The organism is Streptomyces sp. NPDC004732, assembly GCF_040609235.1.
GTDB lineage: Bacteria > Actinomycetota > Actinomycetes > Streptomycetales > Streptomycetaceae > Streptomyces.
Genome location: NZ_JBEXJR010000008.1, coordinates 222,571 through 246,391, shown reverse-complemented (window position 1 = coordinate 246,391; position 23,821 = coordinate 222,571). Strand labels below are relative to the sequence as shown.

The following is a 23,821-nucleotide window of genomic DNA, read 5'->3' as shown; positions in this document are numbered from 1 at the left end:
GATGCTGCCGACGCCGACGACGCCCATGCCGCGGACGAGCAGGAGTTGAGGGTGCTTCTGGAGCGTGCGGTGCCCCGGCTGCCTGCGCCTCCTGATCGGCTCGGCCGGGTGCGGGAGCGGGCGGCAGTGAGTGATGGGCGGCACGACACTGATGACGCTGCCGATGCTGCCGACGCCGACGACGCCCATGCCGCGGACGAGCAGGAGTTGAGGGTGCTTCTGGAGCGTGCGGTGCCCCGGCTGCCTGCGCCTCCTGACCGGCTCGGCCGGGTGCGGGAGCGGGCCGCGCGTGGGCGCAGGATGCGGGTCGCGATGGGGGCGGCCGCTTCGGTGGCGGGTCTCGCGCTCGCCGGGGCACTGCTGCCCGGCCTGCTGGCGGACGTCGGCACCGACGCGGTGCCGCCCGCCACGACGCCGACCCGCACCGACCCCGGGGCACGCTCCTTCAGCTACCCGGAGCTGCAGGGCCTGACCCTGCGGCTCCCGGACGACTGGCGGGGGACGGCGGCCCAGGCCGACCCCCGCACCAAGACGCAGCCCCTGGGCCTCGCGGCGCCGCGGCCGCTCGGCTCCGGCGGACGGCTGTGCCGCCCGGTCGGCGCGGACGGCTGGTGCGTGCCGCGGAACGCCGTCGACCGGCGGGGCGGCGCGCTGCTCGCGCTGCGCCTGACGGGCCCGGACGGCGGGTCGGGGAACGACCCGACTCCCGCGCCGGCGGTGCTGCGGGCCGCGAAGGCGGGGAAGTCCTGCGTCGTCGCGGGCGGCGGACGGCAGTTCACGGCGTACGTCCCGGCGCCGAAGCCGGGCACGGCGGTCGAGGTCATGCTCTGCCTGCCGCCGGGGGACACCGCGGCACGGCTCGACGAGGCCCGCGGGATCGTCGCGTCGGCGCGGTTCGACGAGGCCGGGGGCCGTGCGAAGTCGGGCGCCCCGACGGAGGGTTCGACGAGCGCTCCGCCCGACGGCTGACCCGCGGCCCCACCCCGCCCGCGCCCCTCCGGACCCCAACTCCCTCTCCGGACCCCAACTTCCCCTCCGGACCTCAACTCCCCTTTCACGTACGACGTTCAAGGAGACACCCATGCCTTCTTCCAGATCCCCGTACGCCCTCGGCGCCGTGCTCCTCCTGCTGGTGGCGGGGTGCGGCGGGGGCGACGGCGACCGCGACGGCGCGGGGGAACAGCGGGCCGGGGCCGCCGAGGTGCGGCAGGCGGCGCCGCCGCGGGACCAGGTGCCCGCGCCACCCCGGGAGATACCGGGCCTCGGCCCCAAAACCAGAGCGGAGATCCCCGACGAAGCCCGTCAGGCGGTGGTGGTGACGGGCGAGACGCGCACCTCCAACCGGTCGACGGTGAAGCTCTACACCCGCAAGGACCGGGCGGCGGGCTGGCGGTCCGTCACCGGCCCGTGGCCCGCGCACAATGCGCTGCGCGGCTGGACGGACCACCACCGGCAGGGCGACCTCAAGTCCCCGGTCGGGGTCTTCGGGCTGACCGACGCGGGGGGCCTGTTGCCCGACCCCGGCACGGAGCTGCCGTACGACAGGGGAAGTGCGTTCACCGCGCGCGGCACCGGCTTCGAGGGCGAGCCGCTGGCAGGCTCCTTCGACTACGTCGTCGCCATCAACTACAACCGCAGGCCCGGCACGACCCCGCTGGACTGGACCCGCCCGCTAGGGGCGGGCCGGGGCGGCGGCGTCTGGCTGCATGTGGACCACGGCGGTCCCACGCAGGGCTGTGTCTCGCTCCCGAAGGCGCGGATGAAGGAGCTGCTGCGGACGCTGGATCCGGCGGCGGAGCCCGTGGTCGTGATGGGTGACGTCGAGGCGCTCGGCAGGTGAGGGTGCGGCTGTGGCGTCAGGCGGCGTGGGTGGGGGAGGCGTGCGAGGCGTCGGCCTCGGCCCACTCGGTGACGAGTCGTTCGTACACGAGCCGCTCGTCCGGGCGGAGGCGGCCGCCCGCGCGCAGCCACAGCGCACGGATTTCCTCGTTGACCTCGTCGGCGGTGCGTCGCCGGTCGGAAGAGGGAGTCGTGGCCATGTCGTGAAGCTTACGTACGCAGGTGTGAAGGCGCCGTCAATTTAGGCTGCCTCTGCGCATGACTTAGCTCACCGTGATGCGTATCTCCCGTTTCAGTGGGCAGCCGGACCGAGCGGAACTCAAGGGGCCGTCGAGCCGAGCCGCGCCCCCAGCCCGTCGAGCACGCGCTGGAGTCCGTAGTCGAAGGTCTCCTCGCGCACCTTCTCCGGGTCCTCGGTGCGGGTGTCCGACGTCTCACTCCCCCGCAGGCTCTCCGCGAACTCCCGCTCCGTCCTGCCGCTCCGGGCGATCAGGGAGAGGTACGCGGCCTCGCTCGTCGCCATCCCGATCACATAGGAGATGACGGTGCTGAGGGCCAGTTCGGTTTCGTTCTCGGGGAATCCCGCCGTCCGGTACACCGCGGCCATCCGCTCCGACATCTTCGCCACGTTCGGGCCGAGGTGGACGAGGCCGACCTGGCCGAGCACGGAGGCGACCCAGGGGTGGCGCAGGATCATCGCCCGCAGGCTGTAGGCGCTGCGGGCGGCGGCGTCCCGCCACTCCCCGGGGCCGGTCGCGGTGGGCACCGCAAGCTCTCCATAGACCTCGTCGACGACCAGCTCGATCAGCTCGTCCTTGTTGGCGACGTGCCGGTAGAGCGAGGTGGCGCCCGCGTCGAGCCGGGTGCCGAGCTTGCGCATGCTGAGGGACTCGATCCCGTCCGCGTCCAGCAGCAGCACGGCCTCGGCGACGATCTGCTCCCGGCTCAGCTGCTCGCGACGGCGGCGCGGGCGGGTCCAGACCGAGGCGATCTCGGGCTTCTGCTCGGCGGGCATGAGGGCCTCCTGGTGGTGTGTGGACGGTCCCGACCACCGTAGCGCACGCCGTACGCATCTTGCGTACAGCGATCTCCGCCCGTACTGTGCGTACAGTGTTCGCAAGACGAGCACGACGTACGCATCGATGATCGTGGAGGACACCATGCCGGAGACCAAGTTCGAGCTCGCCCGCTGGCAGGCCCGTTTCGACGAGCTGCGCGCCGCCCATCACGTGCCGGGCGCCGCGCTCGCCGTCCTCGTCGACGGGGAGCTCCACGAGCTGGCGAGCGGCGTGCTGCACCGCGGGACCGGCGTGGCGGTGACCACGGACTCGGTGTTCCAGTCCGGCTCGATCGCCAAGGTCTACACGGCGACGCTGATCATGCGCCTGGCCGACGCGGGCGAACTGGACCTGGACGCCCCGGTGAAGGGGATACCCCCGGAGTTCGAGGCCGCCGACCCGGACGCGACGCACTCCATCACCACCCGCCAACTCCTCTCCCACACGAGCGGGTTGACCTGCGACTTCACCTACGACGCGGGGCGCGGCGACGACTGCCTCGCCCGGTACGTCGAGGCGGCCAAGGGTGTGGCCATGGACTGCCGTCCCGACACCGCCGTCTCCTACAGCAGCCTCGGCTACAACGTCCTCGGGCGGATCATCGAGGTGCTGACCGGGCAGACCTGGGACCAGGCCCTCAAGGACCGCCTCTTCACCCCCCTCGGTCTGGAGCGCTCCATGACGCTGCCCGAGGAGGCGCTGTCGTACCGCGTCGCGATGAGCCACCTCGGGGAGCCGGGCCAGGACCCGGACCCGGCCCCCGCCTGGGACCTGATGCCGCGCTCGGCGGGCCCCTACGGCAGGGTCCTGGTCTCCGCGGGCGACGTGGCCCGCCTGGCCCGCCTGCACCTCGACGGCGGCACGGCCCCCGACGGGACGCGGCTGCTGACCGCGGGGACCGTCGACGAGATGCAGCGCCGCGTGGTCGACGTGCCCGACAAGTGGACGGTCAGCGCGGACGGCTGGGGCCTCGGCTGGACCCTCTACAACTGGGACGGCATCGCGGGCTACGGCCACGACGGCGCGGCGATCGGCCAGTACGGCTATCTGCGCGTGATCCCCGAGGCGGGCGTCGCGGTCGTGCTCCTCACCAACGGCGGAGGCGCCCGCGAGCTCTACGCCGCCCTCTTCCGCGAACTGCTCGGCGAGCTGGCGGGCGTGCGGATGCCGGACGCCTTCGAGCCGCCCGCGCAGGCGCCGGAGGTGGACTTCTCCCGGTACGTCGGCACGTACAAGCGCGCGGGCGTCGTCATCACCGTCTCCGAGCGCGACGGCGCGCCCCACCTGGTCTACGAGTTCGTGGACGGCATGAAGGACTTCTCGCCGCCGCTGGACGTGGACCTGTACGCCGTGACGGAGACCGCGTTCGCGGGCACGGGCGCGGGTCCGTCCTTCAGCGAGGGCTACATGCCGGTGGTGTTCTCGACGCTGAGCGACGGCACGGAGTGCTGCTACATCGGTATGCGGGTGGCCCCCAAGGTGGCGTGACCGCGCATCAGCTCCACCGCCCGCGAGAAGCTGTCCGCCCCGTGCCCGGCCGCCACGACGCGGCGGAAGATGTCGTGCACCGCCGCCGGGAACGCCGTGTCGACGCCCGCGTCCGAGGCGGTGTGGACGACGTGCTCCATGCTGGCCAGGCCCATGGCGGTGCGGTCCACGTCGCCGGTGTGGTTGCCCGCGTCGATGCGGGACGCGTAGAAGTCGATGAAGTGGCCCATGCCCGCGAAGTTCTCCGTGACGTACGGCGCGATCTCCCGGGCCGAGAGGCCGTGCGCGCCCGCGATGGCGGTGGCCTGCCAGAACGCGATCATCGCGGGCCAGAAGACCGCCATGTTCAGCTGGTACATCAGCGCGGCGAGCCCCTGGTCCTCGCCCCGGTAGTCGGACGTGCCGGTGATGACTTCGAGGGCGGCGCGGTGCCGGTCGTACGCCTCGCGCGGGCCGCTGTAGAAGGTCGAGGTGTCCGGGGTGCCGATCAGGGGCGGCGGGCAGAGGACGCCGCCGGTCAGATGCGTCCCGCCGAGCCCGGTCACCCAACGGGCCCCCGCCCGCGCCTTCTCCGGGGTGTCCGAGCTGAGGTTCACGAGGGTGCGGCCCGCGACGGCTGCCTTGGCTTCCTCGGCGGACCCCAGGATCGCGTACATCGCGTCGAAGTCGGTGAGGCTGAGGATCACCAACTCGTTGGCACGCAAGGCGCTTTCGACGCTTCCGGCGATTATCGCCCCGCGCGCCACGAGGGCGTCGGCTCGGGACGGGGTGCGGTTCCAGAGGGTGACGCGGTAGCCGCGGTCGAGGTAGGCGGCGGCCATGGCCTGCCCCATGGGGCCGAGGCCGATCACGGTGACGGACTGTGCTGTGGAAGGCATGCGTGACTCCAGACGGTGACTAGAACGATCGCTCTATCCAGTGCGTGGAAGGAACGTAGCACGCCTCTAGAACGAACGCTCTACTTAATGGTGGATAGAGTGGGGGCATGGCCCAGAAGAGCTCAGCCCTCAGCACCCGCGACCGGATCGTCGTCGTCGCCGCACGCCTCATCCAGCGGCAGGGCTATGTGGGTACGGGCATCAAGCAGATCGCCAAGGAGGCGGAGGCCACGCTGGGCTCCGTCTACCACTTCTTCCCCGGCGGGAAGGAGGCCGTCGCGGTCGCCGCGATCGCTTACAGCGCGGAGGAGTTCGCGGTGATGTTGCGGGAGGGGCTCGCGGGCGAGGGTGCGCCGGGGGCGGCCATTGAGCGCTGCGCGGGCGAACTGGCCACGGCCCTGCGGGAGTCGGGCTGGGTCGACGGCTGCCCCGTCACGGCGGCCGCCCTGGAGACGCTCGGCACGGACTCGGAGATCCAGCGGGTGTGCGCGGAGGCGTTGCGGGGGTGGGAGGGGATCGTGGAGTCCCGTCTTCTCGACTCCGGTTTCGCGGCCGGGGACGCGCGGGAGGTGGCGACGACGGTCATCAGCGCGCTGGAGGGCGCGGAGGTGACGGCGCAGGTCGCCCGCAGTGAGGAGCCCTTGCGGGCGGCTGGGCGGCAGTTGGCGCGGCTTGTGGGGTCGTACGGGCGCTGAGTCGTCGGCCCGGCCGTTCGCCTTCGGGAGGTCGGCGCCGCGTCTCCCTTCCACGTCTCCTTCCGGGTTTCTTTCCATGTCCCTTACCGTTCGCGTACGCGATCATGATGACCTAGGCTGTGCGGCGTACCGCGGGGTGTGCAGAAGCCCCGCAGCTGGTGAACGGGGTTGTGAAGTGCGGAAGTTGGCGTCTCTGCTGGGTGTCGTGGCGATGACGGGGGCCGCGTTTGCGGCCGGAACGGCGACGGCCAGTGCGGTCACGCCGGATGCCGCTCCCACGAGCGTGGCGAGCAAGGCGTGCGGCAAGGGGAACCCGATCAAGGCGAAGGAGAGCGTCAAGATCCGCAAGACGCGGAAGCTCAACTCGACGGCCAAGGGCCTGTACCCGAAGGGCGCCAAGGCCAAGTGGGCCGCGTGCGAGGTGAAGTACGGGCAGACCTACTCGAAGTGCGGCTGGCACAACGACAACCGGTGGTCGTACATCAACTACCGCGGGACCAAGGGCTGGATTCCCACCGCCTGTGAGAACTTCATCGTCTGAGCTGACGTACGAATGACGGGCCCGGAACCGCCGTCGCGGTTCCGGGCCCCTCGCCTTCGCGTTGCGTCGCCGTAAGCGTTACGCCTCGCCGTGCTCCGGCGCGTCGGCGAAGAGATCGTCGGCGTGGGCGACCGTGAGGGCACGGGTGAGCCAGTGGTCGAGGGTGTGCAGGTCGGTGCAGGCGTTGATCCGGTCGCGGGCGCTGTCCGGGATCGGGACCTGGCGCTGCTCCAGGAAGATCAGGAGGGCCTCGGCCTTTCCCTTGGCCATTCCCTCTGCCTCGCCTTCGAGGTACTTCTCCTCGGCGAGGGTTCCCTGTCCGGGGTAGTAGATGTCCGCAGCCATCTTGATCAAGTCCCTCCAAGCAGTCCTGGCCGGGATTTCTCCCAGGCCCGCGTCAACCAGGAGAGGTAGTACCCCAACTCGCGGCCTTGTCCGGATCCAGGCGCCGCTGGGCCTCGACGGCCAGGAGGAATCCGTCGCCGTCCGGCTCGTTGACACGGAGCAGAGTGTCGGTGCGAGGCCTCGTGTTGTGATGTGACCATGCGCGGAACCTAGGTGGATCTAGGCCCGGGTGTCCCGCTCGGCAGGGTGGGATCACTCTTTCGAGCATGGAGGAAACGTTCACGCCGGCCTCTCACCGGTCGAACTCCGCTGAGACCGGCCGAACTTCCAGGGGCAGGCCCGACCCATTCGAACCCGGACGCCAGACGTCAGGCTCGGCGCTGGTTCGCTTTGAGGGTGCGGAGGAGATGGGAGAGGGCTTTGGGGGTGGTGTGGAGTTCCTCGGTGGGGATGTCGCTTTCGCGTATGTGGATCTGCGGGCCGGTGGCGGCCAGTTCCACGCAGGTGTTGCCGTCACCGCCGTCGGAAAAGGTGGACTTCTGCCAGTGCAGAGCCGGGGTCATGGGGTGCGCCTCACAGTTCCTTCGACAAACGATGGATGAAGTCCCGCGACGCCGTGGGATCGAGCGACGCCTTCTCCACCTTACGGAACAATGTTCGAAGCTGATTCAGCTGCGGTTCGGCATCGATGAACGCGGTGCCAGTGGGGGCATCCCGTAGTCCGGTGTCCAGTTGGGGTACTGGGCCGCCGGTGTACATCATCGAGGCTCCGGCTCCGGCGAATCCGTCTTGGTCGGTGGGGACAACGCGAACCGTTGCGTGGTCGCCCTCGATCTGATCCAGGATTTCGCGGAGTTGTGCGCGAGTGACATGGCGGTCGGACACACGGATGCGCAGGGCGAATTCGTGGATGACCGTCTCGTACGGGGTGGGGTTGTCCCCTTCGATCACGGCTCTGCGCCTCATCCGGTGTTCCACGCGCGGGTCGAGCTCGCTCGCAGGGAGCCCCGGGACCATGTACGAGTAGACCGCCCGGGCGTAGTCCGCTGTCTGCAGAAGACCCGGGACGTGTGTGATGACCACCTCGCGAAGGAATGTCGCGTGGTGCTCCAACTCGGCGACGTCAAGGAATACCGGTGGGAGTACTCCGCGGTACTCCTCCCACCAACCCCGAGTGCGGTCGGTCGCCAGTGCCTTCAAGGCGTCGATCAGGGCCTCGTCCGTGCAGGCGTAATGGGCGGCGAGGCGGTGTACGCGTTCGGCGCTCACGCCTGCGACGCCGGACTCGATTTGGCTCATCTGCACCGAATCGGCCCCGAGCAGTGCGGCGGCTTCCCGAGCCTTCATGCCTGTGGCTTCGCGCAGTTTGCGCAGCTCGGCACCCAGCCGGACCCTGCGGGCAGTCAGGTGCCTCTTTGGCGGCATGAACTTCTCCTCATCCCAACTACCAGGTGTTGGTACCCCGTTCGGGGGTCAGGGTACGGCAACGGCTTGCGGTTTCCTAAAGTTAGGAAATACCGTCAGTGACGCGTCGCACACGCTGCGAGAACCGGGACCCCGGAAGCGCACCACCCCGTCATGCCATGACGAGGGTGCCACTGCCACCGCCCAGAGCCCGCCGCGTCCGGTAACTCCCCCGCCCTGACCACAGGAGTTCTCGCATGCCCGGAAGCGAAAGCGAACCCTGGGAGTACACCCTGTACATCCCCCACGACCTCCGCGCCGTCACGATCTGCCGCCGCGCCCTCCGCCTCATCCTCGCCCTGCACTGCTTGCCGCAACTCACTGATCTGGCCGAGCTGTTGGCGACGGAGCTCGTGTCCAACGCCGTACGGCACACCAAGGGGCCCGCTGCCCTGCGCGTCCGATACGCCGACGGGGTGCTGCGGATCGAGGCGTGGGACGCGGACCCGACGCCGCCTGCCCCGCCTCCACGCATTGCCGATGCGAGGGCCGAGCAGGGGCGCGGACTCGACCTCGTACGAGCCTGTGCCGACGGCTGGGGCTGGTACCCCGTGGCTGCCGACTCCGGCAAGTACGTCTGGTGCGAACTCGGCGTCGCATAGCTCGGACCTCGTAATGTGGATGGCGTACCTGAGGCAGGCGGAGGCCGGCGTGATGAAGAAGAACCAGCTCATCGAGATGTGGCACGAGCTTGAGGTGCCGGATGGTCTGCACGTCGAGCTGCTCGACGGTGAGCTCGTGATGCAGGCCAACCCGGGACACCTGCACGACCTGCCCGGACGGAGCCTCGTGCGGCACACCCCCGACCCCTTCGAGGCCTGGTCGGAGCGAGGGGTTCTGGTGGCCGACGACTATCGGCCGCGTGCGGATGCCGTCATCATCCGCAGCGAGGACCGGCCGGGCGATGACGCGGAGTCCGACTGGCCCGCACAGATCCTGCTCGCTGTGGTCGAGACCGTCTCCACGACGCGTACGGCGATCAAGCGGGACTGGGACGACAAGCGGGAGCGGTATGCGGGCGTCGGCATTCCGGTGTATCTGATCATCGATCCGAACGATGCCACGTGGCATCTGCTGGAACTCGACGGCAGGCATTACGTCGAGACGGGCAAGGGGATCTTCGGCCAGCCCATCACCCTGCCGGACCCGATGGGGTTCACGGTGCAGACGTCCGGCTGGCATCCGTATGGGCATGGGCATGGGGATGCCGCCTCGCTGTGACGGCGGGGCGTATGCCCGAGGGGCCGAGAACCCGTGTGGTTCTCGGCCCCTCGTCGTACGTGTGTGTCAGCGCTTACGCGTCCTTCTTCGGCTCCTCCAGACGCGGGAACAGCACCGCGCCCTTCGTCACCGTCGAGCCGACGGGGAGCTGGCCCCACGTGGCGGCGTTCTGGACCGGCTGGGCGGACAGGGCGCCGAGGGTGGGCTCCGCGCCGAGGGAGTCCCAGAGCTTCTGGGACGTTTCCGGCATGACGGAGTTGAGGAGGACCGCTACCGCGCGGAGCGACTCCGCGGCCGTGTAGAGGATCGTCGCCAGGCGGGCCTTGCCCTCCGGGGACTCGTCCTTGGCCACCTTCCACGGCTCCTGCTCCGTGATGTAGCCGTTGACCTGCTTCACGAAGTCGAAGATCGCCAGGATGCCGCCCTGGAAGTCCAGCTCCTCGCCGATCTTGCGGTCGGCCTCGGTGACGGCCTTGGTCAGGCCGTCCTGGACCGCCTGCTCCGCGTCGCCGGAAGCCGTCGCCGCGGGCAGCTCGCCGCCGAAGTACTTGCCGACCATCGCCGCGACACGGGACGCGAGGTTGCCGTAGTCGTTCGCCAGCTCGCTCGTGTAGCGGGCCGTGAAGTCCTCCCACGAGAACGAGCCGTCGCTGCCGAACGCGATGGCCCGCAGGAAGTACCAGCGGTACGCGTCCACGCCGAAGTGCGAGGTCAGGTCCTGCGGCTTGATGCCCGTCAGGTTCGACTTCGACATCTTCTCGCCGCCGACCATCAGCCAGCCGTTGGCTGCGACGCGACCCGGCACCGGCAGACCCTGCGCGAGCAGCATCGCGGGCCAGATCACCGCGTGGAAGCGGAGGATGTCCTTGCCGACCAGGTGGACATTGGCGGGGAAGGTCGAGGCGAACTTCTCCTCGTTCGCGCCGTAGCCCACCGCCGTCGCGTAGTTCAGGAGGGCGTCGATCCAGACGTAGATGACGTGCTTGTCGTCCCACGGGACCTTGACGCCCCAGTCGAACGTCGAGCGGGAGATCGAGAGGTCCTGGAGGCCCTGGCGGACGAAGTTCACGACCTCGTTGCGCGCGGACTCGGGCTGGATGAAGCCCGGGTTCTCCTCGTACAGGGCGAGCAGCTTGTCGCCGTACTCGCTGAGCTTGAAGAAGTAGTTCTCCTCCTTGAGGAGCTCCACCGGCTTCTTGTGGATGGGGCAGAGCTTCTGCCCCTCGAACTCGCCCTCGCCGTCGATGAGGTCGCCGGGGAGCTTGTACTCCTCACAGCCCACGCAGTACGGCCCCTCGTAGCCGCCCTTGTAGATCTCGCCCTTGTCGTGGAGATCCTGGACGAACTCCTGAACGCGGTCCGTGTGACGCTTCTCCGTCGTGCGGATGAAATCGTCGTTCGCGATGTTCAGGTGCTCCCAGAGGGGCTTCCAGGCTTCGGTGACGAGCTTGTCGCACCACTCCTGGGGGGAGACGCCGTTCGCCTCGGCCGTGCGCATGATCTTCTGACCGTGCTCGTCCGTGCCGGTGAGGTACCACACCTTCTCGCCGCGCTGACGGTGCCAGCGCGTGAGCACGTCCCCTGCAACGGTCGTGTAGGCGTGGCCCAGGTGAGGAGCGTCGTTTACGTAGTAGATGGGGGTCGAGACGTAGAACGCCTTTGCGTCTTCGCTCGTCCCCTGCTTCTCGGATCCAGTGGCCGCCATGGTCGAAATCCTAACGGCCTGATGAAGATCGACTCACATCGGTTTCGGCGGGGTCTCACGAGGTGGGCAGGTCCAGCGGGTCATCGGGGAAGAGGTCGTCCTCCATGAGTGCGAAGACCGGGTGGTCGAAGGCGCCGGAGGGTGCGGGCGTCGTCGGCAGGCGGGCGGCGGGGCTGTGACCGCGCTCCGATCCGCAGGCGTGGAAGGGGCCGCCGGGGCTGAGGAGGACGGCCAGGTGGGGGTCGGCCTGGTGCAGCCACCAGTTGGACATGCCGAGCGCCGGATCGCTGCTGAGGTACTCGAAGGCACGCCAGAGGGCGGTGATACGGGCGACGGCCTCGGCATGTGCCCACCAGGACGGGCACCAGACATGGCTTCCGTCGTCGGTCCGGCGCTGGACGACATGGACGAGGTAGTCGTTCACGAAGACCTCCACGGAGGGGAAGATCAGCGTGGCCCGCCTCTCCTCGTCCTTGAGGGCCTGCTCGTCCCGGGCGGTTCGTCCGTCGGCGGGGTTCTGGGCGTCCGTGGTCATGAGGTCTCTTCCGTTGTCGCGGCGCTGGTGTCGGGGGCGGCGCCGCCGCTGGTGCCGCGGCGGCGTGGTGGCGGTGCCAGGCTGTTGCGTACGTCCGCCGCCGCCGAGGAACGGCCGAGCCGGTCCAGCACGTCAGCGAGGCAGAACGCGGTGTCCCGCAGTTCCCACGCGTGGGCCGACCGGTCGGTGTTCCAGCGGCGGCGCCGGTAGAGGAGGGCTTCTTCCGCCGGGCCGAGCGCCTTGCGCGCCATCTGCAGGCTGCCGGTGCGGCGGGCGCACTCCAGGAGGGTCTGCGCCTGGGCCCGCAGCGTGGCGCCGATGTCGAGCGGGGCTTGTGCCGCGGCCGCTTCCGCCCGGGCGGCCGCGACCCCCTCGGCCGCCAGCCGTTCGGCCCGCGCGCAGTGACCGGCGTGGGCGTACGCGAGGGCGAGCTCGACGATGTCGTGGGCCAGCAGCGGCGCCTGACCGGGGTCGGTCTCCCGCTCGCGGCGGAGGAGGGTGACGACCCGCTCCCCGCTGCGCGCGGCCTCGGCGTACCTGTGGAGCCGGTACTGGGCATTGCGCAGCCGCACCAGATACGCACGCAGGTTGGGGGCGGCGGCGTCCGGCTCCGCCTCCCCCGCGAGCTCCTTGTCCCGTGCCACCGCTGCCTCCAGCGCGACCGCCTCCTGGAGCAGGAGCAGGCCGCGCCGCCGGAGACGGGTGTCGCGATAGGCCTCCCCGAGGTCCGCGAGGCAGGCCGCGAGCGCGGGGCGCCGATCGGGTTCCTGTGCCGCGCGCCTGCGCAGCATGGGCAGGGCCGAGCGCAGGAGGGCGCGCTGCAGGCCGGCTGAGCCCGAAAGACGGTAGCCGTCGGCGAGGCCGTGGACGGCGGTCCACAGGTCGTCGTCGTAGGAACCGGGGTCGTCCGATCCGGCCGCGGCGGTGCGGTAGTGCCGCACGCTCTCCCTGAACGCCTGCAGCGAGGCGGTACGCGCGGTCTGCTGGGCCTGTGCGTCATCGGGAGTGGCGCGGGCGAGGAACTCGTGGCACCGGCCGAGCTGTTCCAGGTCCCCGGCGAGTTCGGCGTGCGTCTCCGGCCGGGGCTCCGCGGCGAGCACCCGCCGCAGGGCGTCCACGCCCTCCTGGCAGGCGTCGACGGCCCGGCGCGGCTCGTCGTCCTCCAGCAGCCAGCGGCCGAGCCAGTAGGAGGACGACCTGAGGTCGCGCGAGCTGACGGTGCCCGGGTCGCTGGCGCAGCGGCGGGTGCGGAGATCGGTGGCCTCCACCATGTGGGCGAAGGCCACGGCACGGTCGCCCCCGTCCAGCTCCAGGAGCGCCAAGTTGTGCAGCACCCGGGCCAGCGAGTCTTCGTACAACTCGGGGTACTCCGCCGCGTACCGACGGTAGATCTCCGCCGACCGGCGGCACAGCGGGATGGCCTCCTCCAGTCGGCCCGTGCTGTCGTAGTTGAGGGCCTGCGACTCCAGGGCGCTGGCGTAGGCGGGGGCGTGCGCGTCGGGGTTGACGGCCATCTGTTCGCCGAGGAGGCGCAGCGACTCGGTGGTGATGCGGATCGCGTCGGGGAACCGCTTGGCGTACCAGTGGCTGATGCTCAGGTTGTCCAGGATGCGGGTGCGCAGTCCCAGGTGCTGCCCCGGTTCGGACTCCTCCAGGAGGCGGCTGAGCTCGGCGCCCTCGGCGTCGAGGCGGGCGGACTCCTCGCGGTCGCCCGAGTTCCACTCGATGTAGGAGGCGGTGCGCAGACAGCGCACCAGTTGCAGCCGGTGCTGCTCGGGGTCGTTGCGGTGGAGGCGGCGCTGGATGCGGAGCGACCGGCCGATGCGGTCCCGCGCCTCGCCGAGCTCCGCCTGGGAGACCGCGCGGGCGGACAGTTCGTAGCTCGCCGCGAGATCGGGCTCGTACGTCTCCGGGTCCTCCAGCGCCAGTCGTCTGCGCAGGTTCAGCGAGGTCTCCGCGGCCTGCACGGCGCCCGCCCAGTCGGCCATGACCCGCAGATGGTGGGCGAGGTTGTGCAGGTCACCGGCCCGTTCGGCGTCGGAGGGCGGGTGGGCGCCGGCGCGCGCATGGCGGTCCACGACGACCTCCGCCATCCGCAGGGCGAGGCGGGAGAGCACGTGGGAGTCGGAGGGCAGCGCCTCCGAACAGGCCCGCAGGGACGCGAGGCCCACCGGTGCCTCGTCGATGTGGTCCAGGACGTGGTGCAGCCGGTCGAGGACGGCGCGGGCCGCTTCGGGGCGGGACTCGTTGGCGTGCGCGACGACCGCGCGGGTCAGCACGGTGAAGGCGTGCGTCCACTGCTCGTCGGACGCGCCGTCGAGCAGCGCGGGGAGCAGGCCGGGGTCGTCGACGACCTCGGCGGACGCCTGGAACTCCGCGAGCCGGTCGGGGTGGAGCGTGCCCCAGTGGCGGTCGTGTGCCGCCGGATAGAGCGTGCCGAGCCAGCGGTCGAGCTTGTCGACGGGGACGGTGCCCGGGTGCGGCAGCCGGGCGAGCGTGGCGCGGCCCTCCGCGCGGTCGGCCGCCCCGCACAGGCTGGCGGCGGCCACCGTCCGGCGCAGCAGCAGGGCGTCGTCCACGTCGTGGTCGGCGTCGAAGCCGAGGGCGGCGGCGGTGCTCGACCAGTACGACGCCTCGTGGTCGAGGAGGGCGGGCTCCACGGAGCCGCGGTTCGTGGCGCCCACGGGATCTCCGGCCGCGTGGCCGAGCAGCGCCTCAAGGGCCCGCATCTGCAGGGAGAGCGGGGTCTCGTGACCGTCGTCCAGGCGCGGGGTCGGGATGCGGGCGGCCAGCTCGGGCCAGTCCACGTCGCCGAGGCGGTGCGCGCCGGGCCTGACCTGGCCGAGGACCTGGGCCAGATCGGCCAGAGCCAGCCGGAACGCCTTGGCGGCGGGCCCCGGCGCCGTGTACATGGGGCGCAGCACGAACTCCGGTGTGCTGTCCCGCATGCCGTAGGCGAGCGCGGAGCGCCCCAGGGCGGTGTCCATCCACGTGCCCGTGGACCGGGCGAGCAGCAGGACGCGGAAGCGGTCGCGGGCGCTGTCGGCCAGGCCGATCAGCTGGCGGACGAGGTCGGGCCGGGTCTCTGCGTAGTCGACGATGATCAGCAGGGGGCGGACGACGCCGCGCAACGGCCGCAGCGCGTCCGCCGTGCCGTGGCTCCCGCCGCGTCGCACCGTCTCGTGCTGCAGCCTGCCCGCCACCCAGCCCTCCGCCCGCAGCCCGGCGGCCAGTTCACGCGCGCACCGTGACTTGCCCTGGCCGCCCGGCCCCACCAGGGTGGCCACCTGGTGCGCGGAGTCGTCCGCCACGCACCAGTGCCGCAGTTCCGCCAGCTTCTCCTCCCGCCCCCGGAACGCCACTGCCTCCACATCCGCGCGCAACACCGTCAGCGGCGACCGCAGGTCGCGCTGCGCGGCGACGGGGGCGAGCAGGCCGACGAGTTCCACGGCCTCCGGTTCGGGCGGCAGGCCGCCGTTGTGCGCGCCGACGACGGCACGGAACTCCGGGTCGCCGAGCAGGTCCTCGGTCCGCGTCACCGAGAGCCGTACGCCGGTCGCCGCGCCGCGGTCCGCGCGGACGACGCCCAGGAGCAGGACGCCGGGGCTCAGCTCGCCGGGGGTGCGGGTGGGGTCGGCGGTGAAGACCGCGGCGCCCGACATCCCGGCCCACGGCGATCCGGTGTCGCGGGCGGCGCCGAACGCGCTGGTGGTGCCGGTCAGTTCGTACCGGCGGGCCGGGAATCCGGTGAAGGGGTTGATGCGGGCGGAGAGCTGTTCCAGGCCGACGTCACCGGCCGCGCCGCGCTGGACGCGGGCGAAGCCGTGGCAGCACACGGGCTGGCCCATGGTGTCGGTGACGAGGCGGCCCCAGCGCTGGGGCCGGCGCCCGGCGGGGCCCTGGAAGGAGGGCGGCGGCCGCCAGGCGGGGTCGGTGATCTCCAGCAGGGCGGCGTCGGGCCCGCCGTCGTACGCACCTGTGCGGGCCGTGGTCCAGCGCAGGGTGGTGGCGTACGGGGGTGGGGCCGGGTGCGACGCCGGGGCGGCCTGCGCCGTGGTGACGCAGGGGGCGGCGGCCGGGTCGTCGGGGACGAGGTGGGCGGCGGTCAGGACGAGGCGGGGCGCGATGAGGTAGCCGGTGCCGGAGGGGCCGCGGGAAGCGGAGCTCCGCGGGACGATGCGTACGACGCGGTCGACGTCCACGCCGGGTTACTCGGCCCAGTCGCCGATGGCGATGTCCCCGGAGCCGGGACCCGGGCCGCGTGGCTTCAGGGTGAGGCTGACGCGCTGGGTGGTCCTGCGGGCGTTCTCCTGGCGGCCGTCCGCCTGGACCACGGCGAAGCGGAGGCCGCCGCCCGCGGCGCGGGTGCGGTGCAGCTCCAGCTCGAAGTCGACGCTGATCTCGCCCACCTCGAAGCGGATGTCCGCGGTGCGGGCGCGGTGCTGCGACTCGGCGATCTGGGCGCGGAGCAGGTCCAGGGCGTCGGCGAGGTCGAGCCACTCCTCCGGCGACGCGGCGTCGCGATCCGGTCCTTGCACCATCGCGGTTCCCCCTGAGCGCGTCGATACGTGTGTCAACACCATAGATACGAGGGGGAGTTGATGCCATGGGCAGGGGGCATGGGACGACGGAGGCGGGCCACCGGGGCGGGGTCGCCGCTCCGGTGGCCCGCCTTCGGGGCGCGGGTGGTGGGGCCTGGTCAGGCTTTCTGGTGGGACAGCCACTCGGGGTAGGCCGCCAGGAGGCCCTCGTACAGCTCCTTGTCCGTGAGCTCGCGGGGGGTGGGGCCCGCGTGGAAGAAGGCCGCGTTGTCCGCCTTGAGCTTGCGGAGGTAGTCGAAGCCCTTCGCGTCGTGCTCGCCGAACGCGACGAACTGGAAGAACAGGGGGTGCGCGGCGGCGTCCTTCAGGGCCTGGGTCGCCACGCCCTTCGCGTCCGGGGCGCCGTCCGTCTGGAAGACCACCAGGGCCGGTTCGCCCGCGCGGTCCGACTTCTCGTGGAGCGCCACGACCTCTTCGATCGCGCGGTGGTAGCTGGTGCGGCCCATGCGGCCCGCGGCGGCGTGCAGCTCGTCGATGCGGCCCTCGTGCTCGGGGAGCGTGAGGGTGCCGGTGCCGTCGATCTCCGTGGAGAAGAAGACGACGTGGACGGTGGCCTCGGGGTCCGTGTGCGCGGCGAGGGCGAGGACCTGCTCGCCGAGGCTCTGGGCGGAGCCGTCCTTGTAGTACGGGCGCATGGAGCCGGAGCGGTCGAGGACCAGGTAGACCTGGGCTCGGGTTCCTGTGAGGTCGTGCTTCTTCAGTGCGGCGGCTGCGGCGCGATAGGCGGTTGCTAGCCCCGGGGCTTTGGACCGTACCTTTGCCGCGGGGACGGCGGGCTTGTCCTGGGCGGCCCCCTGGCCTCCCCCGACCTCAGCCTCCGGCTCGGGCTCGACCTCCTGGCTGGCCTCAGCCTTCGGCTCGGGCTCGACCTCAGGGGTGCTCTCAGCCTGCGGCTCCGGGTCGGCCTCGGGAGCGCCCTCTTCATCGGAACCCTGCACCGGGGGCTGTGCCCACCCGTCCCGCCCAGCGGGACGTTTGCCCACAGCGGTGGCGGCTGCGGCCTCAGCGGGGTCAGCCTCCGGCTCGGGAGTCGCCTCGGCCACAGCGGTGGCGGCTGCGGGCTCTGCGGGGTCAGCCTTCGGCTCGGCCTCCGCCTGGGGAGTCGCCTCGGCCTCGGCGGTGGCGGCTGCGGGCTCGGCGGGGTCAGCCTTCGGCTCGGCCTCCGCCTGGGGAGTCGCCTCGGCCACAGCGGTGGCGGTTGCGGCCTCTGCGGGGTCAGCCTTCGGCTCGGGCTCGGCCTCCTGGCTGGCCTCAGCCTGCGGCTCGGTCTCCGCGGGAGCGGCCTCAGCCTTCGGCTCGGGCTCGGCCTCCGCCTCGGGAGCTGCCTCGGCCTCTGCGGGGTCAGCCTTCGGCTCCGGCTCGTCGGGAGAGGGTGCCGTCTCCGTGAGTGGGTCCCGTTCCGTGGACGGAGGGGGCACCGTTACGTTGTCGAAGGCTGCCGCCACCAGGTCGTCCACCGTGGGGGTGGGCTCCTTGCTGGGGGAGGGGAGGGAAGCCTTGGGGGCCGGATTCGGCTCCGGGGAGGGGGACGGGACCGTCACCGTGACCGGGGACGTCGTACCCGGCTCCGGGGCAGGCTCCGGGGTCGGCTCGGGCGCAGTCGCACGCTCAGGCTCCCGTGCCTCCGGAACGCTCTCCTTGCGTGACCGTCCGAACGCGTTCCGCAGGCGGTTCAGAATGCCCATGTGCGCAACCCTTCGCGTGAGTTGATTCCCGAAAATCCCTGGCCAGGGCGGACACGTAAGGTTAGCCGCCGCTGTACGCGATCTTGGGCAGGGTCGCCCTCCGTCACCCGCGCGTGCCACGCACCCGAACCACCCGCCCGGGCCACCTTCCCCGTCACCCCACGAGACCTTCGCGGCAACTCCCTCCCATGCGCCACGGATTCACCCTCCGTTCACCCGCAGGCCGCCGCCGTGCCGGACCCCGCGCCTAGCCTCACGGCGGAATCAAGCCACAACGACGGAGGACTCGTGCCCAAGCTGCTGCCGATCATCACCTCGCATCAGGGGAGCGGCGGCCGTTCCGCCCTGACCTGCCGGTTCCGTTGCGGTGACGCCTGCTTCGGCGAGGTGCCCAACACCAGCGACAACGCGTACGTCGGCGACGTCATAGCCGGTGCGCTCAGCCGCCGTTCGATGATGCGCGCCGCCGCCGTCGTGACGGTCGCCACCGCCGCGGGCGGCGCGGTCCTGGCCGGGCCGGGGGCCGGAGAAGCCGCTGCCGCCGTGCCCGCGGGGCGCGGCCACGGCGGGAGCCACCGGCACAAGGGTGCGCGCGGGCTCCGGTTCAGCCCCGTCGCCCCCAACACCGCCGACACCGTCACCGTCCCCGACGGGTACGAGCAGAACGTCGTCATACGGTGGGGCGAGCCCATCCTGCGCGGCGCGCCCGCCTTCGACGCCGGGAAGCAGACCGCAAAGGCCCAGGCCGGGCAGTTCGGGTACAACAACGACTTCCTGAGCCTGCTGCCGCTCCGGCGTGAGCACGGGCGTCAGGTCCTCGTCGCCAACCACGAGTACACGGACGAGATCCTGATGTTCAAGGGGTACGACCCCGAGAACCCGACCCGCGAACAGGTCGAGATCGCCTGGGCCGCCCATGGTCTCTCCGTCGTCGTGGTCGAGGGGGAGCGGCGGAGCGGGAAGCTCCGCGCCGTCTCCCGGCACCACCTCAACCGGCGCCTCACCGCCACCAGCCGCTTCCGCCTCTCCGGCCCCGTCGCGGGCAGCGAGCTCGTCCGCACCCAGGCCGACCCGCGCGGCACCACCGTCCTCGGCACCCTCAACAACTGCTCGGGCGGCACCACCCCGTGGGGCACGACCCTGCACGGCGAGGAGAACTTCAACCAGTACTTCGCCAACGCCGCGAAGGTGACCGACCCGAAGACCGCCGCCCGCCTCAAGCGGTACGGCGTCACGGGCGAGGCCTCCGAGCGCAAGTGGGAGCGGTTCGACCGGCGCTTCGACCTCGCCCAGGAGCCCAACGAGGCCAACCGCTTCGGCTGGGTCGTCGAACTCGATCCGTACGACCCGGACTCGACCCCGCGCAAGCGCACCGCGCTCGGCCGCTTCAAGCACGAGGCCGCGCAGCCGCGCCTCACGCACGACGGCCGCCCGGTGGTCTACATGGGCGACGACGAGAAGTTCGACTACTTCTACAAGTTCGTCAGCAGCAAGCGCGTCGCCAAGGGCACGTCCCGCGCCGCGCACGAGCACAACCTGAGCCTGCTCGACGAGGGGACGCTCTACGTCGCCAAGCTCACCGGCGACTCCCCCGCCGAGGAGATCGACGGCAAGGGGACGCTCCCCGCCGACGGCGAGTTCGACGGAAGCGGGACGTGGATTCCGCTGGCCACCGCCGGTCCTGGCGGGAAGGCCGTCTCGCACGTCGAGGGCATGACCGCCGAAGAGGTGTACGTCTTCACGCGCTTCGCCGGTGACAAGGTCGGGGCCACCAAGATGGACCGCCCCGAGGACATCGAGCCGTCGCCGCACACCGGCAAGGTGTACGTCGCGCTGACGAACAACTCCGACCGCGGCAAGGCGGGCAAGGCGGGCGTCGACGAGGCCAACCCGCGCAACCTCAACAAGCACGGGCAGATCCTGGAGCTGACCGAGCGCCGCAACCGGGCCGAGGCGACGACGTTCGCCTGGTCGCTGTTCCTGGTCGCCGGTGACCCGAACGACCCCTCGACGTACTTCGCGGGCTTCCCCAAGGAGCGGGTCTCCCCGATCTCCTGCCCGGACAACGTCGCCTTCGACCCGCACGGCAACCTGTGGATCTCCACCGACGGCAACCAACTCGGCTCGCACGACGGCCTGTTCGGGGTGGCCACGCGCGGTGAGCGGCGCGGTGAGCTCAAGCAGTTCCTGACGATGCCGACCGGCGCGGAGACCTGCGGGCCGCTCGTCCAGGACCGGCGCGTGCTCGTCTCCGTGCAGCACCCGGGCGAGGTCGACGGGGCTTCGGTGGAGAAGCCCGCGAGCGCCTGGCCCGACGGCCCCGGCAAGATCGTCCGCCCGTCGGTCGTCTCGGTGTGGCGCGAGGACGGCTGCGACATCGGCGTCTGAGGCGTAGACATGTCGTAGGCATGTCGTAGGTACGACGAAGGGGCGCCCCGCGGCTGCGGGGCGCCCCTTGCGTGTCGGCTCAGCCGTTCTGCTTGCGGCGGTACAGCGCGAAGCCGAGACCGGCCGCGCCGACGGCCGCCATGCCACCGCCCGCCGCGATCAGCGGGGCGTCGTCCGAGGACTGCGCCTGCACGCCGTCGGCGCCCGCCTTGACGCCGCCCTTCGGGACGACCGTGTTGCCGTCCTTCTTGGGCTGCGGCTTGGCGCCGTTGTGGTGGGTGTTGCCCTCGACCCAGCCCTTCATGGTGCCGTCGGGGTTGAGCACGAAGTGGGCGCCGTTGTGCTGGCCGTACGCCGCCTTGCTGCCGGACTGCTTCAGGGTGTCCCAGACCGTCTTCTTGCCGGTGTCGGGCGCCTTGGCGATCATGTCGGCCTCGTAGCCGTTGGTGACCTTGTAGACCTTGGCGTCGAAGCCGCTGCCGCCGAGGTTCCTGTACTCGCGGACGAAGACGCGCTTGTGGTCAGGCTTCGGCTTCGGCGGGGTCGGCTTGCCCTGCATCGTGATGGTGCCGGTGGGCGTGAGGGTGAAGGTGTTGCCGTCGATCTTGGTGGTCGCGGACTTGGCGTACGCGGTGAGGGAGCCCTTCGCGGAGCCGTTCAGGGATATCGAGGCCTTGGCGGTGCGGGCGGAGGCGTTGACGTCGACCTTCGCGGTCCAGCCCTTGCCGAGGTTCGTCGTGCCCTTGGACTCCCAGCCGCCGGGGACGGGCTTGTCCTTGTCCTTGTCCTTGTCCGTCAGCTTGGCCGTGGCCGTGCCGTCGGGGGTGAGGGTGAAGGTATTGCCGTCGATCGTGGTGGACGCGGACTTCTCGTAGGCGGTGAGGGAGCCCTTGGCGGAGCCGTTGAGGGAGATCGTGGCCTTGGCGGTACGGGCGGAGGCGTTGACCTGGACGTTCGCGGTCCAGCCCTTGCCGAGGTCGGTGGTGCCCTTGGACTCCCAGCTGCCGGGGACGGGCTTGTCCTGGTCCGGGTCCGTCGTGTCCTTGCCGGTCTGGTCCTTGCCGGTCTCGTCCTTGGACTTGTCCTGGTCCGTCGTGTCCTTACCGGACTTGTCCTGGGTGCCCGTCTGGTCGTCCTGCGCGACCTGGCCGTGCGGCGTCGACGGCGCGTCCGCGGCGAACGCCGCCGTGGTCGGGACGGCGAGCGCGGCAATGGCTCCGGTGGCGATGGCGGCGGTGCGGAAGGTACGTCGGGTGGCGCGCATGGTGGTGACTTCCCTCGTTGGGTACAGGGTCGAGCTGTCCGTGTTTGTGCCCCTTTGCGGTGGCGACAGATACGAAGTTACGGGCGCCATGTGTGCGTCATCCGTAGGGAACGTAACAAGTGGACTCAGGACGTGACCCAGTACCGTAAATCGAGCGAAAGTGCAGGTCAGAAGGGGTTTTGCCGAAGGTCACCGGCTTGCGGGGACCAAGGTCCCGCCGGTCGTCCCCCGGGTGTCGCCGGACCGCAGCAGCCACTCCGTATAGGCGTGCGCCTGCCGGGCCGCCTCCCAGTAGGCGGACTCCAGCTCCCCGTACACCGCGTCGATCTCCTCCTCCGAGCGCGCCACCAGGATGAGGCGTACGCCGAGGGGGTCGCCGTACAGCGGGCGTACGGCCATGTCGGTCCTGCCGCGCGAGGTCGGCTGGCAGAGGGCGACGACCTCGCCGGTGGCGACGAGGGACGCCGCGGTGAGGTAATCCCCGTGCAGGACACGGGGGTTGAGCCCGGCCGCGGTCAGGACACGGCGCAGGCCGTCCCATTCGCCGTCGACCGTCGGGTCCACCATCCAGCGGTCCTCCGCGAGGTCGGAGAGGCGTACGACGGGACGGTCCGCCGCCGGATGGTCCGCGGCGAGGGAGACGAACTGCGGCTCCCGGTCGAGGAGGACCCGTCTTCGAAGGCTCTCCGGCAGCCGCAGCGGGCACCCCTCCACCTCGTGCACGAAGGCGATGTCGAGCTGTCCCGTCTCCACCATGCGCAGGAGCGCGTTGGCGGACACGTCCATCTGGAGCGACATCTCGGTCCCCGGCAGGCGCGCGCGCAGCCTGCGCAGCCAGCCCGGTATGGCGCGGCTCGCCGTGGAGCCTATGCGCAGCTGCGGCCCCTCGGCGGTGCGCGCGGCGGCCGCCTTCGTCTCGGCGACCAGCGCCCGCATCTCCGTGACGAGGGGGCGGGCGCGGCTGAGGACCACGCGGCCGAGCTGGGTGGGACGGCAGCCGGTGCGTTCGCGGGAGAAGAGCTGGCCGCCGAGCGCATGCTCGATCCGCCGCAGTTGGGTCGTCAGCGACGGCTGGCTCATGCCGAGCTGCCGCGCGGCCTTGTGCAGGCTGCCGGTATCGGCGATGGCGCACAGCGCGCGGAGGTGCCTCACCTCGAGCTCCATGGCCGATGAGCGTAGAGGCGGTACGGCCGCTGCACCAGACGCTCAAACCCCACGAGAACCGGCCGTTCTGGGCAGGCCGGGTACCGGCGATAGCTCCGTGCTATCGCCAGTTGCCATCATTCCCACGCGCCTCAGGCTCCCCGACACTCACAGCTACCGAACCGTTCACCTTTCATCGATCGCCCCACGCGGTCGTGGAACGAGTAGGGAGCCCCCCACACATGAACAAGCGTTACCTGTCTGTCGCCGCCGTTCTCGGTCTCGCCGTCGCCGGTCTCGGCGCGACTTCGGCCACCGCGTCGACCCCCGCGCCCGCCAAGGCGTCCACCGCCGCCTCCATCGCCCAGTACCAGGGCTCGGCGGCCGAGGCCAAGGCCAACAAGGCGTTCTTCGAGGCCGTCGTGAAGGCGGTCGCCGAGAAGCGTGCGGCGAACCCCGGCGCGAAGTCCGTGACCGTCACCTACGACGCGTCCGGAGCCCCCACCTTCGCCCAGCAGATAGCCAGCTCCACGTCGATCTGGAACGGCGCGGTCTCCAACGTCAAGCTGCAGGAGGGCAGTTCGGGCGCGAGCTTCGAGTACCGCGAGGGCGATGACCCGCGCGGCTCGTACGCGAGCACGGACGGGCACGGCAGCGGCTACGTCTTCCTGGACTACAAGCAGAACCAGGAGTACGACTCGACTCGTGTCACCGCGCACGAGACCGGGCACGTGCTTGGTCTGCCGGACACGTACGACGGTCCGTGCACCCAGCTGATGTCGGGTGGCGGTCCTGGCCCGTCCTGCACGAACTCGCAGCCGGATGCGACGGAGCGGGGGCAGGTGGACCAGCTTTGGGCCAACGGTCTTGCGAAGGCGCTGCACAAGGTGAACGCGGCACGCTAGGCGCTTTGCCTGAGCGGTTTTGAGGTTTGGCGGGGAGCTGCGGGCCGGTCTTGGCTGGTCGCGCAG

General features: G+C 71.2%; 21 protein-coding genes and 1 pseudogene. 9 read left to right on the top strand and 13 right to left on the bottom strand.

The genetic code is table 11. The annotated features are described in order from the left end of the window. Window positions 1-969: pseudogene (locus ABZV77_RS24955) on the top strand (hypothetical protein); the annotation flags it as partial. A gap of 112 nt (window positions 970-1,081) precedes the next feature. Further along, a complete protein-coding gene (locus ABZV77_RS24950; protein WP_356260849.1) occupies window positions 1,082-1,840 on the top strand; it encodes a L,D-transpeptidase family protein in 759 nt (252 codons plus the stop codon). A gap of 16 nt (window positions 1,841-1,856) precedes the next feature. Here the strand turns inward: ABZV77_RS24950 and ABZV77_RS24945 are convergent, their stop codons facing one another. Continuing rightward, on the bottom strand, window positions 1,857-2,039 hold the full coding sequence (locus ABZV77_RS24945; RefSeq protein WP_356260846.1) for a hypothetical protein: 183 nt from the start codon (window positions 2,037-2,039) through the stop codon (window positions 1,857-1,859). A 119-nt stretch (window positions 2,040-2,158) separates the two neighbouring features. Then, on the bottom strand, window positions 2,159-2,854 hold the full coding sequence (locus tag ABZV77_RS24940; protein ID WP_356260843.1) for a TetR/AcrR family transcriptional regulator: 696 nt from the start codon (window positions 2,852-2,854) through the stop codon (window positions 2,159-2,161). Window positions 2,855-2,999: 145 nt separating this feature from the next. On the opposite strand from ABZV77_RS24940, the gene ABZV77_RS24935 reads away from it, so the two are divergent. After that, on the top strand, window positions 3,000-4,385 hold the full coding sequence (locus ABZV77_RS24935; RefSeq protein ID WP_356260840.1) for a serine hydrolase domain-containing protein: 1,386 nt from the start codon (window positions 3,000-3,002) through the stop codon (window positions 4,383-4,385). Here ABZV77_RS24935 and ABZV77_RS24930 read toward each other — a convergent pair. Beyond that, window positions 4,349-5,263: an NAD(P)-binding domain-containing protein gene (locus ABZV77_RS24930; RefSeq protein WP_356260837.1), complete on the bottom strand. Its 915-nt coding sequence runs from the start codon at window positions 5,261-5,263 to the stop codon at window positions 4,349-4,351. The genes ABZV77_RS24935 and ABZV77_RS24930 overlap by 37 nt on opposite strands. Before the next feature lie 107 nt (window positions 5,264-5,370). Here ABZV77_RS24930 and ABZV77_RS24925 point away from each other — a divergent pair, with 107 nt between their 5' ends. Both ABZV77_RS24925 and ABZV77_RS24920 read left to right on the top strand, forming a co-directional pair. After that, window positions 5,371-5,958, top strand: coding sequence for a TetR/AcrR family transcriptional regulator (locus tag ABZV77_RS24925; RefSeq protein WP_356260834.1), 588 nt, complete (start codon window positions 5,371-5,373; stop codon window positions 5,956-5,958). Window positions 5,959-6,142: 184 nt separating this feature from the next. Next, entirely contained in the window at window positions 6,143-6,499 is a 357-nt protein-coding gene (locus ABZV77_RS24920) for a hypothetical protein (RefSeq protein ID WP_356260831.1), read from the top strand. A gap of 78 nt (window positions 6,500-6,577) precedes the next feature. Here the strand turns inward: ABZV77_RS24920 and ABZV77_RS24915 are convergent, their stop codons facing one another. From ABZV77_RS24915 to ABZV77_RS24905, 3 genes are all read right to left on the bottom strand, one after another. After that, window positions 6,578-6,844 carry a hypothetical protein gene (locus ABZV77_RS24915; RefSeq protein WP_356260828.1) on the bottom strand — a complete coding sequence of 89 codons (267 nt, stop codon included), beginning with the start codon at window positions 6,842-6,844 and terminating at the stop codon, window positions 6,578-6,580. Between the two features lie 368 nt (window positions 6,845-7,212). Further along, a complete protein-coding gene (locus ABZV77_RS24910; RefSeq protein ID WP_356260826.1) occupies window positions 7,213-7,407 on the bottom strand; it encodes a DUF397 domain-containing protein in 195 nt (64 codons plus the stop codon). A gap of 10 nt (window positions 7,408-7,417) precedes the next feature. Next, window positions 7,418-8,269, bottom strand: coding sequence for a helix-turn-helix transcriptional regulator (locus ABZV77_RS24905; protein WP_356260823.1), 852 nt, complete (start codon window positions 8,267-8,269; stop codon window positions 7,418-7,420). A 236-nt stretch (window positions 8,270-8,505) separates the two neighbouring features. Between ABZV77_RS24905 and ABZV77_RS24900 the strand changes: the two genes are divergently transcribed. Then, the gene (locus ABZV77_RS24900) at window positions 8,506-8,910 is read left to right on the top strand and encodes an ATP-binding protein (protein ID WP_356260820.1); all 405 of its coding nucleotides are present in this window, start codon (window positions 8,506-8,508) and stop codon (window positions 8,908-8,910) included. Window positions 8,911-8,962: 52 nt separating this feature from the next. Then, a complete protein-coding gene (locus ABZV77_RS24895; RefSeq protein WP_356260817.1) occupies window positions 8,963-9,529 on the top strand; it encodes a Uma2 family endonuclease in 567 nt (188 codons plus the stop codon). Window positions 9,530-9,602: 73 nt separating this feature from the next. Here the strand turns inward: ABZV77_RS24895 and metG are convergent, their stop codons facing one another. The 5 genes from metG to ABZV77_RS24870 form a co-directional block, all read right to left on the bottom strand. Beyond that, window positions 9,603-11,234, bottom strand: a complete 1,632-nt coding sequence (gene metG / locus ABZV77_RS24890; RefSeq protein ID WP_356260815.1) for a methionine--tRNA ligase — start codon at window positions 11,232-11,234, stop codon at window positions 9,603-9,605. 55 nt (window positions 11,235-11,289) lie between these two features. Then, a complete protein-coding gene (locus tag ABZV77_RS24885; RefSeq protein ID WP_356260812.1) occupies window positions 11,290-11,769 on the bottom strand; it encodes a DUF4913 domain-containing protein in 480 nt (159 codons plus the stop codon). Next, the gene (locus ABZV77_RS24880; RefSeq protein WP_356260810.1) at window positions 11,766-15,971 is read right to left on the bottom strand and encodes a hypothetical protein; all 4,206 of its coding nucleotides are present in this window, start codon (window positions 15,969-15,971) and stop codon (window positions 11,766-11,768) included. Before ABZV77_RS24880 ends, ABZV77_RS24885 begins: the two co-directional genes overlap by 4 nt. A gap of 6 nt (window positions 15,972-15,977) precedes the next feature. Further along, a complete protein-coding gene (locus ABZV77_RS24875; protein WP_356260808.1) occupies window positions 15,978-16,310 on the bottom strand; it encodes a trypco2 family protein in 333 nt (110 codons plus the stop codon). A 158-nt stretch (window positions 16,311-16,468) separates the two neighbouring features. Beyond that, window positions 16,469-18,055 carry a VWA domain-containing protein gene (locus ABZV77_RS24870; RefSeq protein WP_356260806.1) on the bottom strand — a complete coding sequence of 529 codons (1,587 nt, stop codon included), beginning with the start codon at window positions 18,053-18,055 and terminating at the stop codon, window positions 16,469-16,471. A gap of 288 nt (window positions 18,056-18,343) precedes the next feature. Between ABZV77_RS24870 and ABZV77_RS24865 the strand changes: the two genes are divergently transcribed. Beyond that, complete coding sequence (locus tag ABZV77_RS24865) at window positions 18,344-20,443, top strand: PhoX family protein (RefSeq protein WP_356260805.1); 2,100 nt, start codon at window positions 18,344-18,346, stop codon at window positions 20,441-20,443. A gap of 79 nt (window positions 20,444-20,522) precedes the next feature. Here ABZV77_RS24865 and ABZV77_RS24860 read toward each other — a convergent pair whose 3' ends face one another. Further along, window positions 20,523-21,707, bottom strand: a complete 1,185-nt coding sequence (locus tag ABZV77_RS24860; protein WP_356260803.1) for a hypothetical protein — start codon at window positions 21,705-21,707, stop codon at window positions 20,523-20,525. Window positions 21,708-21,896: 189 nt separating this feature from the next. Then, entirely contained in the window at window positions 21,897-22,871 is a 975-nt protein-coding gene (locus tag ABZV77_RS24855) for a LysR substrate-binding domain-containing protein (protein ID WP_356260801.1), read from the bottom strand. 221 nt (window positions 22,872-23,092) lie between these two features. Here ABZV77_RS24855 and snpA point away from each other — a divergent pair, with 221 nt between their 5' ends. After that, on the top strand, window positions 23,093-23,755 hold the full coding sequence (gene snpA, locus ABZV77_RS24850) for a snapalysin (protein WP_356260798.1): 663 nt from the start codon (window positions 23,093-23,095) through the stop codon (window positions 23,753-23,755). The last annotated feature ends 66 nt before the right edge of the window (window positions 23,756-23,821 follow it).

Bases quoted from the DNA above. Each gene is read 5' to 3' on its own strand.
- ABZV77_RS24950 (WP_356260849.1), top strand. From the start codon at position 1,082: ATGCCTTCTTCCAGATCCCCGTACGCCCTCGGCGCCGTGCTCCTCCTG.
- ABZV77_RS24945 (WP_356260846.1), bottom strand. From the start codon at position 2,039: ATGGCCACGACTCCCTCTTCCGACCGGCGACGCACCGCCGACGAGGTC.
- ABZV77_RS24940 (WP_356260843.1), bottom strand. From the start codon at position 2,854: ATGCCCGCCGAGCAGAAGCCCGAGATCGCCTCGGTCTGGACCCGCCCG.
- ABZV77_RS24935 (WP_356260840.1), top strand. From the start codon at position 3,000: ATGCCGGAGACCAAGTTCGAGCTCGCCCGCTGGCAGGCCCGTTTCGAC.
- ABZV77_RS24930 (WP_356260837.1), bottom strand. From the start codon at position 5,263: ATGCCTTCCACAGCACAGTCCGTCACCGTGATCGGCCTCGGCCCCATG.
- ABZV77_RS24925 (WP_356260834.1), top strand. From the start codon at position 5,371: ATGGCCCAGAAGAGCTCAGCCCTCAGCACCCGCGACCGGATCGTCGTC.
- ABZV77_RS24915 (WP_356260828.1), bottom strand. From the start codon at position 6,844: ATGGCTGCGGACATCTACTACCCCGGACAGGGAACCCTCGCCGAGGAG.
- ABZV77_RS24910 (WP_356260826.1), bottom strand. From the start codon at position 7,407: ATGACCCCGGCTCTGCACTGGCAGAAGTCCACCTTTTCCGACGGCGGT.
- ABZV77_RS24905 (WP_356260823.1), bottom strand. From the start codon at position 8,269: ATGCCGCCAAAGAGGCACCTGACTGCCCGCAGGGTCCGGCTGGGTGCC.
- ABZV77_RS24900 (WP_356260820.1), top strand. From the start codon at position 8,506: ATGCCCGGAAGCGAAAGCGAACCCTGGGAGTACACCCTGTACATCCCC.
- ABZV77_RS24895 (WP_356260817.1), top strand. From the start codon at position 8,963: ATGAAGAAGAACCAGCTCATCGAGATGTGGCACGAGCTTGAGGTGCCG.
- metG (WP_356260815.1), bottom strand. From the start codon at position 11,234: ATGGCGGCCACTGGATCCGAGAAGCAGGGGACGAGCGAAGACGCAAAG.
- ABZV77_RS24885 (WP_356260812.1), bottom strand. From the start codon at position 11,769: ATGACCACGGACGCCCAGAACCCCGCCGACGGACGAACCGCCCGGGAC.
- ABZV77_RS24875 (WP_356260808.1), bottom strand. From the start codon at position 16,310: ATGGTGCAAGGACCGGATCGCGACGCCGCGTCGCCGGAGGAGTGGCTC.
- ABZV77_RS24870 (WP_356260806.1), bottom strand. From the start codon at position 18,055: ATGGGCATTCTGAACCGCCTGCGGAACGCGTTCGGACGGTCACGCAAG.
- ABZV77_RS24860 (WP_356260803.1), bottom strand. From the start codon at position 21,707: ATGCGCGCCACCCGACGTACCTTCCGCACCGCCGCCATCGCCACCGGA.
- ABZV77_RS24855 (WP_356260801.1), bottom strand. From the start codon at position 22,871: ATGGAGCTCGAGGTGAGGCACCTCCGCGCGCTGTGCGCCATCGCCGAT.
- snpA (WP_356260798.1), top strand. From the start codon at position 23,093: ATGAACAAGCGTTACCTGTCTGTCGCCGCCGTTCTCGGTCTCGCCGTC.